This is a genomic window from Bradyrhizobium canariense (assembly GCF_018130465.1).
In the GTDB taxonomy this organism is placed as follows: Bacteria; Pseudomonadota; Alphaproteobacteria; order Rhizobiales; family Xanthobacteraceae; genus Bradyrhizobium; species Bradyrhizobium canariense_C.
On the sequence record NZ_JAFCKJ010000003.1, the window covers coordinates 900,861 to 915,793 of the forward strand.

At 64.5% G+C, this 14,933-nt stretch carries 13 protein-coding genes and 1 tRNA gene; 4 read left to right on the forward strand and 10 right to left on the reverse strand.

Annotation, left to right across the window (positions count from 1 at the left end; genetic code table 11):
- Positions 1-30 precede the first annotated feature (30 nt).
- Positions 31-104 (reverse strand) — tRNA-Gln (locus JQ591_RS13145).
- Between the two features lie 187 nt (positions 105-291).
- A complete protein-coding gene (locus JQ591_RS13150; RefSeq protein ID WP_211396384.1) occupies positions 292-612 on the reverse strand; it encodes a hypothetical protein in 321 nt (106 codons plus the stop codon).
- A gap of 606 nt (positions 613-1,218) precedes the next feature.
- Here JQ591_RS13150 and JQ591_RS13155 point away from each other — a divergent pair.
- The 3 genes from JQ591_RS13155 (at position 1,219) to JQ591_RS13165 (ending at position 5,243) form a co-directional block, all read left to right on the forward strand.
- Complete coding sequence (locus tag JQ591_RS13155; protein ID WP_211396385.1) at positions 1,219-3,252, forward strand: BTAD domain-containing putative transcriptional regulator; 2,034 nt, start codon at positions 1,219-1,221, stop codon at positions 3,250-3,252.
- Between the two features lie 148 nt (positions 3,253-3,400).
- Positions 3,401-4,252, forward strand: coding sequence for a phosphatase PAP2 family protein (locus JQ591_RS13160; protein WP_211396386.1), 852 nt, complete (start codon positions 3,401-3,403; stop codon positions 4,250-4,252).
- Complete coding sequence (locus tag JQ591_RS13165) at positions 4,239-5,243, forward strand: G1 family glutamic endopeptidase (RefSeq protein WP_211396387.1); 1,005 nt, start codon at positions 4,239-4,241, stop codon at positions 5,241-5,243. The genes JQ591_RS13160 and JQ591_RS13165 overlap by 14 nt, the downstream gene beginning before the upstream one ends.
- 94 nt (positions 5,244-5,337) lie before the next feature.
- Here JQ591_RS13165 and JQ591_RS13170 read toward each other — a convergent pair whose 3' ends face one another.
- The 6 genes from JQ591_RS13170 to JQ591_RS13195 are packed head-to-tail and all read right to left on the reverse strand — an operon-like array spanning position 5,338 to position 12,035.
- A complete protein-coding gene (locus JQ591_RS13170) occupies positions 5,338-6,309 on the reverse strand; it encodes a Bug family tripartite tricarboxylate transporter substrate binding protein (protein WP_211396388.1) in 972 nt (323 codons plus the stop codon).
- Positions 6,310-6,368: 59 nt separating this feature from the next.
- On the reverse strand, positions 6,369-7,499 hold the full coding sequence (locus JQ591_RS13175) for an iron-containing alcohol dehydrogenase (protein ID WP_211396389.1): 1,131 nt from the start codon (positions 7,497-7,499) through the stop codon (positions 6,369-6,371).
- A gap of 14 nt (positions 7,500-7,513) precedes the next feature.
- Positions 7,514-8,551, reverse strand: coding sequence for a 4-hydroxythreonine-4-phosphate dehydrogenase PdxA (gene pdxA / locus JQ591_RS13180; protein ID WP_211396390.1), 1,038 nt, complete (start codon positions 8,549-8,551; stop codon positions 7,514-7,516).
- Complete coding sequence (locus JQ591_RS13185; protein ID WP_211396391.1) at positions 8,548-9,654, reverse strand: four-carbon acid sugar kinase family protein; 1,107 nt, start codon at positions 9,652-9,654, stop codon at positions 8,548-8,550. The genes pdxA and JQ591_RS13185 overlap by 4 nt, the downstream gene beginning before the upstream one ends.
- Entirely contained in the window at positions 9,651-11,096 is a 1,446-nt protein-coding gene (locus JQ591_RS13190) for an FAD-binding oxidoreductase (protein WP_211396392.1), read from the reverse strand. The genes JQ591_RS13185 and JQ591_RS13190 overlap by 4 nt, the downstream gene beginning before the upstream one ends.
- A 24-nt stretch (positions 11,097-11,120) precedes the next feature.
- Positions 11,121-12,035, reverse strand: a complete 915-nt coding sequence (locus JQ591_RS13195; RefSeq protein WP_211396393.1) for a dihydrodipicolinate synthase family protein — start codon at positions 12,033-12,035, stop codon at positions 11,121-11,123.
- 121 nt (positions 12,036-12,156) lie between these two features.
- On the opposite strand from JQ591_RS13195, the gene JQ591_RS13200 reads away from it, so the two are divergent.
- Positions 12,157-12,990: an IclR family transcriptional regulator gene (locus tag JQ591_RS13200; RefSeq protein ID WP_211396394.1), complete on the forward strand. Its 834-nt coding sequence runs from the start codon at positions 12,157-12,159 to the stop codon at positions 12,988-12,990.
- 15 nt (positions 12,991-13,005) lie between these two features.
- Here JQ591_RS13200 and rnz read toward each other — a convergent pair whose 3' ends face one another.
- Both rnz and JQ591_RS13210 read right to left on the reverse strand, forming a co-directional pair.
- A complete protein-coding gene (rnz, locus tag JQ591_RS13205) occupies positions 13,006-13,908 on the reverse strand; it encodes a ribonuclease Z (protein ID WP_211396395.1) in 903 nt (300 codons plus the stop codon).
- Positions 13,909-14,125: 217 nt separating this feature from the next.
- Positions 14,126-14,899 (reverse strand): alpha/beta fold hydrolase, encoded by a 774-nt coding sequence (locus tag JQ591_RS13210; protein ID WP_211396396.1) that lies wholly within the window; start codon positions 14,897-14,899, stop codon positions 14,126-14,128.
- Positions 14,900-14,933 lie beyond the last annotated feature (34 nt).

Sequence of the window (14,933 nt, forward strand, 5' to 3'; positions counted from 1 at the left end):
GGCTGATTCACCTCAGGAGCGCGCCGGAACTGGCTGGGGAACCTGGATTCGAACCAAGACAAACAGAGTCAGAGTCTGTTGTGCTACCGTTACACCATTCCCCAACGGAATAGTCGAACAAATTCAAAGTCTTACTGATCTGTCCGACTGCGGCCGGAAGCGCGTTTGGCGCAAATCACGGCTCAGGCGTGGCAGCGTTCTACCCGCTCGGCTCTGGGCTGGCAAGCGCTGCGGTGGATAGCTCCGGCAACCGCAAAGGCGGGTCTGGACACCACCGGCGCGAGCATCCGGCTAATGCGTGCGACCAATGTGGACGACGATTTCGCCCCGGCCAGTGGCGATCATCACCTGACCGTATTCGTCCTGTGGCGGGCTCTCCTCGTAGCGGAGCGGGATCGTGGTGATCTCTTCCTGCGCTGCGCCGGCCGGCTGCTCGGCATTCACGTCGAGGATCAGGATTTTTGGATTGATGCCCTGCGGGGAGCGCTTGGTCAGACGGGCCTGCCAGCCATTGGACGGGACCCGCAAGTGGCCGACCATGACCAGCTTGGGCGGCGCACCCGGTGCACGGTCGATCCAGGCCTTGAAGGTATCTCTCAGCAGGACAGTCATGACGCATCTCCCCTTTGCCAAGTTGCGTTTGCCAAGTCGTGTTCGCCAAGTCGTGTTCGCCAAGTCGTGCGATCCTTCGATTGCGGGCAAAACCTAGGCAGGCGAGCGAAGCGAAGCGTGAACGCCCCGTGAATTGGATGAGCGCGCGAGATTCTGCGGCGACGACCGGGACTTTGCCACCCCACGGTACCGGCCGGAGACATCATCGACCTTGCGCCGAAGCGCGGCACGTCGGCCGACGCGAACAGGTCCGGCCGCACACGCGTATGAGCTTGCCGACGACCTGCGACCGGATCGGACGCGCCGTGCAGGTGCTCGAACACTCACCCATTCACGCTCATTTCACGCTCGTCGGCTCGAAGTGAGAAGCGCTTTTCAATTCGCCCGTCAGGTCGCATGTCGATCATTCAGCAACCCTTGACCATCTGACAAACCAAGATGTACCATTCAAGAATTGCACAAGATCCGGCGGGCTGTACTCCTGAGCTCACGTGTCATTGGTTTCGCGAACATCGCAAACCGATCATTTGCATCTCACCAAGCCTAGGCTCCCGGAACCTGCCCTCCTACACTGTCGTCGACGATGTCGACGGGGGATGGGACGAGATGTCGGGAGTCAACGGCGACAAGGCGGTTGGCGAGGCCGAGACCGGCCGGCTAAGACTCAATATCATCGGAGCATTTTCAGCATCGGTGGACGGACAAGGGATCGGCCTCAGCCGAAAGGCGCAAGCGCTTCTCGGCTACATGATGCTCTCCTCGGCACGCCAGTTACCCAGGACCAAATTGGTCGGGTTGCTCTGGAGTGAGAAGGAAGACCCCCTCGCAAAAGGTTCGCTGCGTCAATCGCTGAGTCAGATTCAGCGCGAACTCAAGGCGCTCGGCTGCACGCATTTCCATGCAGACCAGATGCACGTGGCGCTGGATATCGAACACGTGGCGTGTGATGTGATGGAAATCGTCGCGGATGCCGAGCGAGGCATCGTCCACCCGCTCCTGCTCTCACGCGAGCGCCTGACCGATGATATCCTAGACGATCTGGAAGGCGTAGATCCCGCATTTTCGGAATGGCTTGCAGAGACGCGACCGCTGATTCACGAACGGCTGATCGACGCGCTGACGAGGCTGTTGCCCGATGAGGCCGAGACAATCGTTACGGCCACGGCGGAGGCTGCGGCGAAGGCGATCTTCCGGCTGGATTCCGAGAACGAGCGGGCCGTTCGTGTCCTTATCAAGAGCCACACAACGGCCGGCAGTATCGGAGCGGCACTCGCGGTCTACGCACGGCTCTGGCGCCAGCTCGAAGATACCTACGATATCGAGCCGCATAAGCTCACACAGGACTTGATCACCGGCCTGCGACAGCAGCAGCCCGAGACCCTCGCACGGCCGGCTCCCTCCTCTGTGGCCGCCCCCGCGGTCGGTCTGGCCGGGCTCACCGTCAGCCGTCCGTCGGTCGCCGTTCTCCCCTTTCGCGCACTGACGCCAGCTCTGGAGCCTCAATTCACGATCGGCATCGTCGACAGCGTCGTCCAGGCCCTGTCGAGCTTGAAAGAGCTGTTCGTCATCTCCCGGGGATCGACGATGATCCCGATGTCGCAGACGCCGGATCTGCGCGCGATCGGCCGCGATCTCAATGCGCAATATCTGCTTCATGGAAGCATTCAGCGCGTCGGCGACATGATCCGGATATCCACCGAACTCGTTGCTGCCGAAACGATCGAAGTGGTTCGCGTCGACCGTCTAAGCGGAACCGCAGCCGACGTCTTCGACCTGCAGGATCGCATCGCTGTCGAGGTGATACGTTCGCTCGCGCCGCAAGTCCGTGATCGGGAGCTTCATCGCGCAATGCAAAAGAGACCCGACGATCTCGACGCCTATCAGTTGGCTCTGGTCGGCTACGACCAGATGTTCAGTCCGGACTACACGACATTCGTGACGGCACGAACCAATTTCGAACGGGCGCATGTCCTCAGCCCCGATTGGGCGCCGCCGCTGTCGTACAGCGCCATCTGGCACATGCAGCGCGTGGCCCGCGGATGGTCCGCGAACGCGCCGAACGAGCTCGACACCGCGCGAGCGCTCGCCGACCGGGCGCTGGAACGCAACTCGGCCGACCCGCTCGCCAATGCCGTCGGCGGCTACACGCTGTCGCAGTGCAAGCACGATCATGCCGGCGCCCTCAAGCAGCTCGATCGTGCGATCGAACTTACCCCCAACCTGGCGCTCGCATTCGCATATCGTGCCGCCGTGAATGTCCGCTGCGAGCGGTATGAGGACGCGCTCGCCGATGCGGCGATCAATCTGCGGCTGTCGCCACGAGACAGGCACGCCTGGTTTGCGGAGATGATCGCAGCTCAGGCACACTTTTCAACGAATGACCTGAACTCGGCCATCGAACGCGCGACACGAGTCGCGACCCTGCTGCCCAGCAACCAGGTGAATCTGCGCATTCTCGTCGCCGCACTAGTGGAGAGCGAACATCTCGACGACGCGCAGACTTTTGCGGGACCACTCATGACGGCCGGCCAGCTCGATCTGAAATGGATCGCGACCTCGCCATGGCCGAAGCCGACCCTGGCGCGCATCGAAGCAGCGCTCGCGCGGCTGGCATCGGCACTTCGGCAAGGAAACACCTAGAGCAGCACCGAAGATCGCAACAGAGGAGGCACATATGGCGGGCGGATACGGAGGATATGGTGGGTATGGCGGCTACGGAGGGTATGGTGGATACGGGGGGTATGGCGGGTATGGAGGATACGGCGGCACCGGTGGATCCGGCGGCGCCATGTTCGCCGACCGCGTCGACCGCCCGTTCGTAAGCGAACGCGATACCAAGGGCGCCAGGTTCGATGCCACCGGCTTTGGCATGAGGCTCTGGTCGACCCGGTGGTACGCATGGGTCGTGATGTCCGATCTTGCCAGTCAGGCGGATTGGCTCAAGAGGCTCGGTGGATTTTCCCTGCTCGGCAAGGGTCCGACCCCATGGGACGCGGACCTCGAGAACGACATCGGCATATTGAGAAACATGGCAGTCAATGAACGCGCGACCGCCATGGACGAAATCGTCACCGAGGCCGACGAGTTCATCAGCAAATTCCTGCATCTGGTGTCCGCGACGGCGACGACACACCCGGCGACGTCGCGCATGCTGATCGTCGCGGACGCGCTGACGGCGTTGATTTCGATGCACTACAAGGCGCATTTCAATCGGCCCCGCCCGACACAGGTGGTTCCCGGGTTCATGTCGCCGATCCAGCACGGCGGACACGCGTCTTTCCCGAGCGGTCACGCCACTCAATCTCATGTCTTCGCTGCGCTTCTTACCGAGGTCATGCCGCAAACGCTGGGCATTGCCGATCCAGCCCCGAGCGCCGCAGGTCGAACAACGATCGGAAAGACGCTTGTCGCCCTTGCCGACAGGATTTCGCGGAACCGCGAAATCGCGGGCCTACACTATCCGTCCGATACAAGGGCGGGAGTGAAACTCGGGGCGGCAATCACCGAAAAAATTCTCCTGGACAAGACATACCTGCCGAAGTTCGCGAAGCTCGTCGAAAACGCCAAAGGCGAGTGGGGGGACACCGGCGTCTTCGACGAGGGGAAGGAAACCGGAGGAAAGAAAAATGTTCGAGATTGATCGGTGCGGCCTCTACGAACTCGTGCCTGCCGACGTCAACCTGCTCAAGGCGTCCCCCGCCAATCTCGATCGCTACGGCATTCCGCAAAAGCCGGATGTCATCACGGAGCCGGAATTATTCCAGTTCTGGACAGAACTCGTTTCGGGGCCGTTTTCGGCAAGGCACCCGACGTTCGGCAGCATCGATCCACCGTCCCTCGGAGGAGCGCTTCAATCGATGCTGAATTGGTCGGGGGCGCTCATTTCCACACCCTGGCCTCAGCAGATCGTCTTCGCAGCAGCCGGATGGAACGTGCCGGATGTGCGTCGGCCATCCGCGTCGGCCCTGGACACGCACGCCGACGATCCAAAATCGTTGTTGTGGGTGGGTCTCGACGGCCGCAACGGTGCGCTACCGAATATTTCCTTACCTCAGATCGGTACCGGCCACTGGCCCAACCGCAAGCCCAAACACTTTGCGTGGTGGGATTGGTGGCACAACACGCCGTCGGATGAGGCGACCACGAAGTCACCAGCGTCCCCGAAGCCGCAGGCGATCACGTTGATCGACAACCTCCCGATCGAGACAGGCGATAAAATCCTCGCCGGTCTCGCGGTTCAGGTCAGCGGAGACATTCTGTACTTCATCAAGAACCAGAGCACCGGCGAGTTCCGTTCGTTTCTCGCCCCACCGCCGCCTGGCGAGATCGAACCGCTCGGATCATCAGTGGAATGGGTGATGGAGCGGCCGACGGACCCCGACAGCCGCAATCTGTTCCCACTTCCGGACTATGATCCCGTGAAGTTCAGGTACTGCGTGGCCCGGGCTGCGGATGGAGCGATCGGGTCAGGCCGCATGATGACGCTCGAGGACAATGCGCTCATGATCGAGATGCGGGAGACTTTCGCCAATCCCGAGCGTACCGTCATTGTGTCACGTCCGGAGCTGCGGCAGGAGACTCCAGACGGCCCGACCGGCGTCACCTGCACTTTCCAGGATCCCATGATGTGAGCCAACGCAGTGCGTTTCAGACCGGATCGCGCCAAGGCGGCCAAGTCGTGATCCGGCCCATCACGGGTGTCAAAAGACCGGCGACGCCACGCCTCTACTCCAGCTTGATGTTCGCGGCTTCGATCACCTTCTTCCAGCGTGCCGTTTCCGCGGCGATGTAGGCTGCGAACGGCTCCGAATCCACGGCGACGGCGGTCGCGCCGAGCTCGGCCATCTTCTGCACCGTCTCCGGCTGCTGCATGAAAGCGCGGATCTCGGCCGAGAGCTTTTCGACGATCGGCTTCGGCGTCGCCGCGGGGACAAAGAAGCCGTGCCAGGCAACGGCCTCGAAGCCGGGCAGGAATTCGGCGACGGCGGGGACCTGCGGATCGAAGGCAGCGCGCTTCGGGGTTGCGGTCGCAAGCATTGCGAGCTGGCCGGTCTTCACCTGCGGCAGCAGCAGCGGCACGTTGTCGAAGGCGAGATCGATCTGGCCACTCAGCAGATCCGTCAGCATCTGGCTCGAGCCCTTGTAGGGCACGTGCACCATCTTGGTGCCGGTCATCTGCTGAAACAGCTCGCCGGCGAGATGCTGCGAAGTGCCGACGCCGGCCGAGCCGAACGAGACCTTGTCCGGGTTCGCCTTGAGATAGGCGATCAGTTCCGGCACGGTGCGCGCCTTGATCTTGTCGGGGTTGACGACGAGAACGTTCGGCACGACGCTGATCTGAGCAACCGGTGCCAGATCCTTGTCCGGCTGGTAACTGAGCTTCGGTCCGTAGAGAGTGGGGTTGATTGCGAGCGCGGACGTGCTGGCAAGCCCGAGCGTGATGCCGTCGGGCGCCGACTTCGCCAGCCGCGTCACGCCGAGGATCGAACCGGCGCCGCCGACATTCTCGACCACGAACGGCTTGCCGAACTTCACTTGCAGATGGTTCGAGACCATACGCGCGAAAATGTCCGCGGTGCCGCCGGCGGCGAACGGAACGATCACCGTCACCTGCTTGGACGGATAGCCGTCCTGGGCCTTCGCCGGCGACGTCGCCAGCAGCACGACCGAGGCAAGAACAAGCCACATCGATCTCATCGAAGTTTCCTCTGCATTTCCTGTTGTTGATTGGCTGCCGCGCGCGTGCGCGGAGATGGCTAGAACGCGACCTCGTACATGTTCAGGATCGCATCCCGGCCGAGGTCGCGCGGATTGTTGTCGAGCAGGCGGCGAATGGCGTGCGCCTCGTCAGCCATCACGCCGAGATCGTCCCGGGGCACGCCGAGTGCGGACAACCGCATCTCGATTCCGAGATTCCTGCAGAACCCATAAGTCGCCTCGAATGCAAGCTTCGCATCACTCTGCGCCGGCAGTCCGAGTGCCGCCAGCACCGCCACCGTCTTCGCCTCCGCCGCCGGCATGTTGAACGCCAGCGTATGCGGGAAGATCACCGCGCAGGCGAGCCCGTGCGCCACATGATGGCGCGTGCCAAGCGGATAGGCCACGGCATGGCCGGCGGTCGTGTTCACCGGCCCGAGGCAATAGCCGCCGTACAGCGAGGCCAGCGCCAGACCCGCGCGGGCCTCGCGATCGCCGCCGTCGGCGACGGCGCGCTTGAGATATTGGCCGACCAGCCGGGCGCCTTCGAGCGCGTAGAGGTCGATCGCCGGATGCGCCTTGCGGCTGGTATAGGCCTCGACGCAATGCGCCAGCGCATCGACGCCGGTGGCGGCAGTGACCTCCTTCGGCACGGTCATCGTCAGGTCCGGATCGACGATGGCGATATCGGCCAGCATGAAGCGGCTCTGCACCGCCTGCTTGTTCTGGCTGACGGGATCGGTGACGAGCGCGCGGGTGCCGGCCTCGCTGCCGGTGCCCGACGTGGTCGGAATCTGCATCAGCGCCACGCTGCGGCCGGCCACCTTCTCGGGACCGACGATATCGGCAAAGGCCACTTCGGAGGTACAGAGCACGGCAACCAGTTTGGCGAGATCCATCGCACTGCCGCCGCCGAAACCGATGACGAGATCGGGCTTGACGTCGCGTGCCATCGCCACGGCCTTGTCGAGATTGGGCAGATCAGGTTCGGGCTTGACGTCGCCGAACACCTTGACCGCGCCGGGCAGCCCCAGCGTGTCGACGCGGCGCGCGTTGAACGGGTCGGAAATCACGAGCGGTCGTTTGGCGCCGATGCGCTCGGCGAAGCGCGCCGCTGCGGTGATCGTGCCGCAGCCGAACTCGAGGACGGTCGGACGAAGGATTTCGATGGGTGTGAAAGCGTTGGTCATCGTCGCGCTCGATCTCATGATTTGGATGCGGAGGCGCCAGCGGCCAGCCGTTCGGCATAGTCGATGGCCTCGATCAGGCTGTGCTCATTGGCGATGCCCTTGCCGGCGATGTCGAAGGCGGTGCCGTGATCGACGGAGGTGCGGATGATCGGCAGGCCCAGCGTGATGTTGACGCCGGAAAGCTCCTGCCAACGGCCGGTCGCGGGATCGACCTGGAAGCCGAGCAGCTTGACGGGGATGTGTCCCTGGTCGTGATACATCGCCACCACGGCGTCGTACTGGCCGGCGCGCAGCTTGACGAAGACGGTGTCGCCGGGCACGGGACCGACGACATCGAGGCCGTCGGCGACCGCTTTTGCAATCGTCGGTGTGGACACGTCGATATCCTGCCGGCCGAACAGGCCGCCCTCCCCCGCGTGCGGATTGAGCGCGGCGATGGCAATCTTCGGCTTGGCGATGCCGAGCCGGAGCAGCGCATCGTTGGTGAGGTCGATGACCATGCGCAGGCGCTCCGGCGTCAGACGCTTCGGCACGTCCTCCAGCGCCACGTGGGTCGAGACATGGCTGACGCGCATGTTGCCGTGGGCGAGCAGCATCACCGAGCCGCGCACGCCGGTGAGATGCGCCAGCATCTCGGTATGGCCAGGGAAATGATAGCCAGCCTTGTTGAGGGCTTCCTTGTTGAGCGGTGCCGTGACGATGGCCGCGGTCCGTCCCGCCTGCGTCAGGCGCACGCCCTGCTCGATCGCCTTGTAGGCAAAGCGGCCGCCATCGGCCGAGAGCACGCCGGGCTTGATCGGGTCGCCTTCGACGTCGGCCTGGAGGAAGCACAAGTTTGGCCAGTCGCGATCGTCGGGCGTGACCTCCGGGATCGCAATACCGGCACCGAGCGTGGCTATCGCGCCATTCAGTGCCGCGCCACTGCCGATGATCAACAGACGCAGATCGCCCGTCGCGATCCGGTCCTTCAGCCCGGCGCAGGCCTTGACGATGATCTCCGGCCCGATTCCGGCCGGATCGCCCATGGTGATGGCAAGATGGCGAGAGGTCATGTCGGACTCTCCATGTTGAGCAAATGATTGGTCCGAAGCAGATCGCGCCACAGCTCGCTGGGGCCGAACGCGCCGGATTTCGAGATCACATCGACGCCGGCCCAGCGGCCGCCCTGCAAGATCGAGCGCGGCAATCCCGGCACGATACGTCCTGTCACCTGCAACGCATGCGCGCCGAGGGCAACGCATGCGGCCTTCAAAGTCTCTCCGCCGGCAACGATCAACGTGCCCGGCGGCTCAAGTGCCGCGATCAGCGCCGTCATCTCGCGCGCGATCCGCCGTGCCGCCTCGGCGCGGGTCAGACCGTCGGCGAGGGAGAACTTGACCAGCGCCACGCCGTCGGCGGCCAGCTTACGCTGGACGCGCGGCGCGCCCTCAGCTTCCGCAAGCGTGATGGTCGCCTCACCGCATACTGCAAGCTGGGAGGCGGTGGCAACCTGGTCGGAGCCGAACAGCCCCAGCACCGGCAGTTTCAACTGGTCCGGCGCATCGGCGCGATGACTGCGGGCGAGTGCGCCGGCCAGCCCGCCGCTTCCGCACCAGAGCACGGGCCCCGGCATGCGCCGTCCCATCTCGACCACACGATCGAGCTCGATATCGCTCTCGGCATCGAAGACCTGAACGCCGCCCTGCGAGAGCGTATCGGCCCGGCCCTGCCGTGCTTCGATGCCCTCCACCTGCAACAGGGTCAGGAGATTCTCTCCGACGCGATGCCACTCGCCTTGTACCGTACGCGCAAATTGCTGGCCACCCACGGTGCGGCGGCCCTGATAGTCGAAGGCAGGTGCGACAACGCACGACGCCCAATGGTCGCCGCGCAGGCAGGCCCCGAGCTCGGCGGCCCATGCGCCACGCAGCAGGCTGTCGACCTTCTTGTAGGCGATGGTCGCCTCGCGGAGCAGCGGCGCCAGCCGTCCGACGATCTCGGTGCTCTCTGCCTTCGACCGCTCGCGGCTGCCACTGTCGATCGCGAGGCTTCCGGACTCCTGCGACCCGGACGCTTCCGGCCAGGTGACGTTGAACGGTCCGCACAGGCCGACGAACTCCGCCGCGGTGTCGAGCGCGCCCGTCAGATCATCGGCAAGCAGGCGGACGCTCGTCATCGTCGCGCGCCTCCGACATTGAAGATCTTGCCCGGGTTCATCAGGCCCTTGGGATCGAGCAGTTGCTTGATATCGCGCATCAGCTCGATATCGAGGGGATCGGTGACGCGGGCGAGCCGGCTGCGATTGGTGATCCCGATGCCGTGTTCGGCACTGATCGCCCCGCCCTGCGCCGCCGTCTCGTCGTCGACGATCTCGTTGATTTGCGCGACAAGCGCGGCCGTGGCGTCCGGATCCCGGCAATGCGCGCGGTCGATCAGGGCGATCACGTGGATGTTGCCGTCGCCGATGTGGCCGTGCATCACGACGCGCGCATGCGGCACGGCGGCATTGATCCGGGCCTCGACATTGGTGACGAAGGCAGCCTGACGCTCCAGCGGCACCACACTGTCGTGCGACACGACATAGCCGCTGCGCTTGTTGCCTTCGGACACGCTGTGCCTGACAGCCCAGATCGCCTTCGCCTGCGCCAAGTTGGACGCCAGAATCACGTCTTCGGCGAGTCCCGCCTCCATCGCATCCACGAGCACCGTGCCGAGCGGCTCGTCGAGGTCGACGCCCGCGAGCGTGTCGGTCAGCTCGACAATCAGATACCACGGGGTCGTCAGCTCGAACGGGATCGTGACATGCGGCACGGTCTCCGCGATCGCCTCGATCTGTGATCGCGACATGATCTCGAGGCTGCCGAGCCGGTCGCCGACCGCACCGCGCAGGCGTTGCATGATCTCGAGCGCCGGCTCGACGCCCTGCAATTTGAGCAGCGCCAGTGCCGAGCTGCGCGGCGGCGAGAACAATTTCAACACGGCAGCGGTGACAATGCCGAGCGTCCCCTCTGCACCGATGAAGAGCTGCTTGAGCGCGTAACCTGTGTTGTCCTTGCGAAGCGCACGCAGGCCGTTGAAAATTCTCCCGTCGGGCAGCACGACCTCCAGCCCGAGCACGAGATCCCGCGTCGGTCCGTAGCGCAGCACGGCCGTGCCGCCGGCATTGGTCGAGATGTTGCCGCCGATCTGGCAGGAACCCTCGGCACCTAAGCTCAGGGGGAAATAGCGATCGACGTCCCGGGCCGCATTCTGCACCTCGGCGAGGATGCAGCCGGCCTCGACCGTGATGGTGTTGGCAAGCGGACTGACGTCGCGCACGGCCCGCATGCGGTCGAGCCGGATCACGACGTTGGCCGCACGCTCGTCCGGGGTCGCGGCGCCGCACATGCCGGTGTTGCCACCTTGCGGTACGATCGCGAGCTGCCTTGCCGCACAGAACTCGACGACGGAGGCGACCTCTGCGGTCGAGCCGGGCTTCACCACGGCGGCGGCGCGACCGTGATAACGCCCGCGCCAGTCCACCACATAGGGCTCCTGATCGGCCCCGGACGCGATGACGTGCTTGTCGCCGACGATGGCGGCAAGCCCGGTCAACGCATCACGGAAAGGGTCGGACATCGGATCGCCTCGTCGCGCGCCGCGCTAGGCGGCGATTGCCGTCGCATTGGCGAGCAGCTGTTTGACCTGCTCCGGCGGCAAGGATTCCAGTGGCGGCCGCAGGCGCTGCCATCCGGCATGGCCGGTGCGCTCGGCCACCAGCGCCTTCAGGGAGGCCATCTGCGGGAAACGCGAGACCAATTCGCGCGCTTTCACGATGCGCGCCTGCGCAGCCTTGAGTGCCGCGTCGTCGTCGCTGTCGCGAAAATGCTTGTAGACATAGGCGAGATCGCGCGCGACGAGATTGGAGGTCGCGGTGATGCAGCCCGCGCCGCCCTTGCGCAGCAGCGGCAACAGCAGCGGATCGGCCCCGACCAGGACCGAAAAGCCCGGGAAGCGCTCGACCATCGCGGTCATGTTGGCGAAGTCGCCGGAGGAATCCTTGATGCCGGTGAAGGTGGACGGATAAGCCGCGCGCAGCCGCTCGATCAGGGCATGCGAGATGGGCTGCGCCGACATCTGCGGGATGTGATAGAGCACGACCTTGAGCCTGGCATCGCCGATGCGCTGCACGACCTCGCTGTAGGAGGCGAAGATGCCGTCATCGGTAACGCCCTTGTAGTAGAACGGCGGCAACATCACCACGGTATCGACGCCGACCGAGAGGGCATGGCGCGTCAGGGCGACCGTCTCGCTGAGCGCGGCGACACCGGTGCCGGGCAGAAGCCGCTGCGGCGCGATGCCGGCGGCGACGACCGCCTCCAGCAGTGCGGTGCGCTCGGCTGCCGAGAAGGAGTTCGCCTCGCCTGTCGTGCCCAGCAACGCGATGCCATCGCAGCCCTCGTCCAGAAGATGGCGGCAATGCGCGATGAAGCGCGCATGATCGGGGGCGAGCTCGGGGTCGAGCGGCGTCAGCGCGGCGGAGAACACGCCATGGGGGTGCAGCGATGATGTCGACAAACTTCCTCCGATCGTCAAATCGATATTGTTCGGAATGCGAACATTTGTTATTAGCTTGACCTGTCGTAAAATCAGCTTGCCGCCACGTCAAGGGCGACATGCCATGGCGGGACATTCAAGCATGGCCAAGATCGAAAAGAAGGCCACAAAGCGCGCATCGGAAACGAGCCCGAAGAATCCCAAGAATTATGTCGCTTCCGTCGGCAAGGCCTTCGCGGTGCTCAAGGGCTTCACCAGCGAGGCCTTCGAGTTGACCCTGAGTGAGATTGCCGCACGCGCCGATCTCGATCGCGGGACGGCGTTCCGGCTGATCCAGACCCTGGTCGAACTCGGCTATGTCCAGGCGGTTCCGCAAAGCCGACGGTTCCGCCTCGGGGTTGCCTGTCTCGACCTTGGCTACACCGTGCTGTCGCACGGATCGTTGCGGCCGATCGTCGAGCCGCTGCTGCGCGAGCTCGTGCCTGATGTCGGCGATGCGGCCTCGCTCGGAATCCTCGACGGCGGCGACGTGATTTATCTCGCGCGCATCGGCGCGGGCCTCGACCGCCACAAGATGGATCGCCGGCCGGGCACGCGCATTCCCGCCTACAGCGCCGCGCTCGGCCATGCCATGCTGGCGCATCTGGCGCGGGACGAGCAGATCGAGCGACTGGAAGCGCGCCCTCGCGTCAAACTGTCGGAGCGAACGCTGACCGATCTCGATGCCCTGCTCGCCCGGCTCGATCAGGTGAAGAAGAAGGGCCATGCCGTCTCCGACGGCGAGAACGCCTATGGCCTGCGCACGCTGGCAACGCCGATCTTCGACGCGCGGGGTCTCGTGATCGGGGGATTGAGCGTCACTGTCGATGCGATGCGCATGGACATGCCGACCTTCCGCGACCAGGCGCTGCCAAGGCTGATGCAGGCGACGCGAGAGGTGCAGGACCTCGCAATCAAGTCGGGATTGACGAGCTGAGAACGGTCGCTGCGTCTAAATCACGATGTGATCGAAGTCGGCGGCGATCCGCGTGTTTGGAAAAATCCTTGTCGCTTCGGCCAGCAGCTCTTCGTCCCGATAGCGCCCCGACATGTGATTCAGCACGAGTTGCCCGACGTTGTTCGCGGCGGCAAATGAAGCCGCCTCGCGTGCGGTGAGGTGGCCATAGTCCCGTGCGGTCGCGGCGTCGCGATCGAGGAAGGTCGCCTCGATCACCAGCAGATCGGCATCGGCGACACGTTTGGACAGCCCGTCTGTGGTTTCGGTGTCGCCGATCAGCACGAGCTTCCTGCCGCCGCTCGGCGGCCCCATGACGTCTTCGGGATCGACCGTGCGGCCGTCAATCACGACCGGTCGTCCTGCGGCCAGTTCTCCGCGCATCGGCCCATCGGGAACACCGAACTCAGCGAGTCGCTCCCGCTCAAGATGGCGACGTGCGGGGCCCTGGAAGCAAAACCCAAAGCTGTCGGTGTCGCGGTGGCGGACCGGAAAGCAGTCGATGGTGAAGTCGCCGGCGTCGATAACCCGCCCTTCGGCCAGCGGCGCGAATTCCACAGGGATCGGTGCCCTGCCCGCGCCCCACAGGCCGGCAAGCATGCGGATGACGATGTCGAGCGTACCCTGCCCTCCATGGACGGTCATCACGTCCGATTTCTGGCGCAACCCCAATGTCGAGAAGAGACCGGGGACGCCGAGCACGTGATCGAGATGGGCATGCGTCAGCAGGATGCGGTCAAGTCGCCGAAACCCCGCACCGCTGCGCAGCAACTGGCGCTGCGTACCCTCGCCGCAATCAACCAGGATGCGCTTGCCCGCCACCTCTACCAGGAGCGCCGGATGGTTGCGCTCCGCCGACGGAACGCTGGCCGAGGTCCCAAGGAATGTCAGGGCGAACATGCTCGTCAGTATCCAGGCTTCACCGCCCCCAATGCCACGCAAGCAGCAGCGCGTACAGGCCCATCGATCCCGCATAGAGCGCGGCAAGGAGTGCGTATCCCGCGATCTGGCGACCGAGCGCCCCCTAACCTGAATTCGCCGCCGGGCCGAACCATTAACCGTTCGGGAGGCATCGCTGCTTCAAAGCAGGAAGGCTTTTCAAAGTAGGAAGCCTTTTTCAAAGCAGGAAGCCTTGGAGAGCTCCGAGAAACTGTCGCGGCGATTGAAGCTGCGGCACGTGGGCGCAGCCCGGGATGATCTTGAGCTCGGCGCGTGGCAATCCGGCGGCCAATTCACGCGACATCGGCGGCGGCGTCGCTTCGTCGTGCTCGCCGACGAGAACGAGGACCGGAGCTTTCACCGCGGCAAGCTCAGCTCGGAGATCGAGGCTCGCCAATGCATCGCACGCGGCACGGAACACGTCGGGATCCGTTCGCAGAAACGCGGCACGACGATCCTGCATCAACTCCGGATGCTGCGCCTGGAACTCGGGCGCAAACAGGCGACGCATCGCGACGTCAGTGATGGCCTCCAACCCCTTCTCGCGCGATGTTTTCGCCATGTTGCGAAACGCTTCGCGGCCGGGCTCCGAGAACGCTGCGCCGCTGTCGGCGAGAACGAGCTTGCTGGCGATCTCCGGATGCCGGATCGCCATCTGCAACGCGACGAACCCGCCGTAACCATTGCCGAGCACGATCGCCGGCGCATTGCCCGCGCCTTCGCGCACCGCCTCGGCCATCCGGTCCGCGACCGCAGTAAGGCCGCCGTCCACCGGGCGTGAACGGCCGAACCCCGGCAGTTCCGGCACGATGGCGCGAAACGCCCCCTGAAGCTCGGGCACGATCGCATCGAAGCTCGCGCGATCCGACAACAGCGAGTGAAAGAGGAACAGCGGCGGCCCCTCGCCCGATTGCGCGGCGTTGACGGTCCCGTTGGCAAGAAGCCTGTCCATGTCCGGTCTTTCCTTCACTTCGTCGGCCGCTGGC

What these genes read in the sequence shown, in the direction of transcription:
- JQ591_RS13150 (WP_211396384.1), bottom strand. Translation starts at nt 612, where the DNA reads ATGACTGTCCTGCTGAGAGATACCTTCAAGGCCTGGATCGACCGTGCA.
- JQ591_RS13155 (WP_211396385.1), top strand. Translation starts at nt 1,219, where the DNA reads ATGTCGGGAGTCAACGGCGACAAGGCGGTTGGCGAGGCCGAGACCGGC.
- JQ591_RS13160 (WP_211396386.1), top strand. Translation starts at nt 3,401, where the DNA reads ATGTTCGCCGACCGCGTCGACCGCCCGTTCGTAAGCGAACGCGATACC.
- JQ591_RS13165 (WP_211396387.1), top strand. Translation starts at nt 4,239, where the DNA reads ATGTTCGAGATTGATCGGTGCGGCCTCTACGAACTCGTGCCTGCCGAC.
- JQ591_RS13170 (WP_211396388.1), bottom strand. Translation starts at nt 6,309, where the DNA reads ATGAGATCGATGTGGCTTGTTCTTGCCTCGGTCGTGCTGCTGGCGACG.
- JQ591_RS13175 (WP_211396389.1), bottom strand. Translation starts at nt 7,499, where the DNA reads ATGACCAACGCTTTCACACCCATCGAAATCCTTCGTCCGACCGTCCTC.
- pdxA (WP_211396390.1), bottom strand. Translation starts at nt 8,551, where the DNA reads ATGACCTCTCGCCATCTTGCCATCACCATGGGCGATCCGGCCGGAATC.
- JQ591_RS13185 (WP_211396391.1), bottom strand. Translation starts at nt 9,654, where the DNA reads ATGACGAGCGTCCGCCTGCTTGCCGATGATCTGACGGGCGCGCTCGAC.
- JQ591_RS13190 (WP_211396392.1), bottom strand. Translation starts at nt 11,096, where the DNA reads ATGTCCGACCCTTTCCGTGATGCGTTGACCGGGCTTGCCGCCATCGTC.
- JQ591_RS13200 (WP_211396394.1), top strand. Translation starts at nt 12,157, where the DNA reads ATGGCCAAGATCGAAAAGAAGGCCACAAAGCGCGCATCGGAAACGAGC.
- rnz (WP_211396395.1), bottom strand. Translation starts at nt 13,908, where the DNA reads ATGTTCGCCCTGACATTCCTTGGGACCTCGGCCAGCGTTCCGTCGGCG.
- JQ591_RS13210 (WP_211396396.1), bottom strand. Translation starts at nt 14,899, where the DNA reads ATGGACAGGCTTCTTGCCAACGGGACCGTCAACGCCGCGCAATCGGGC.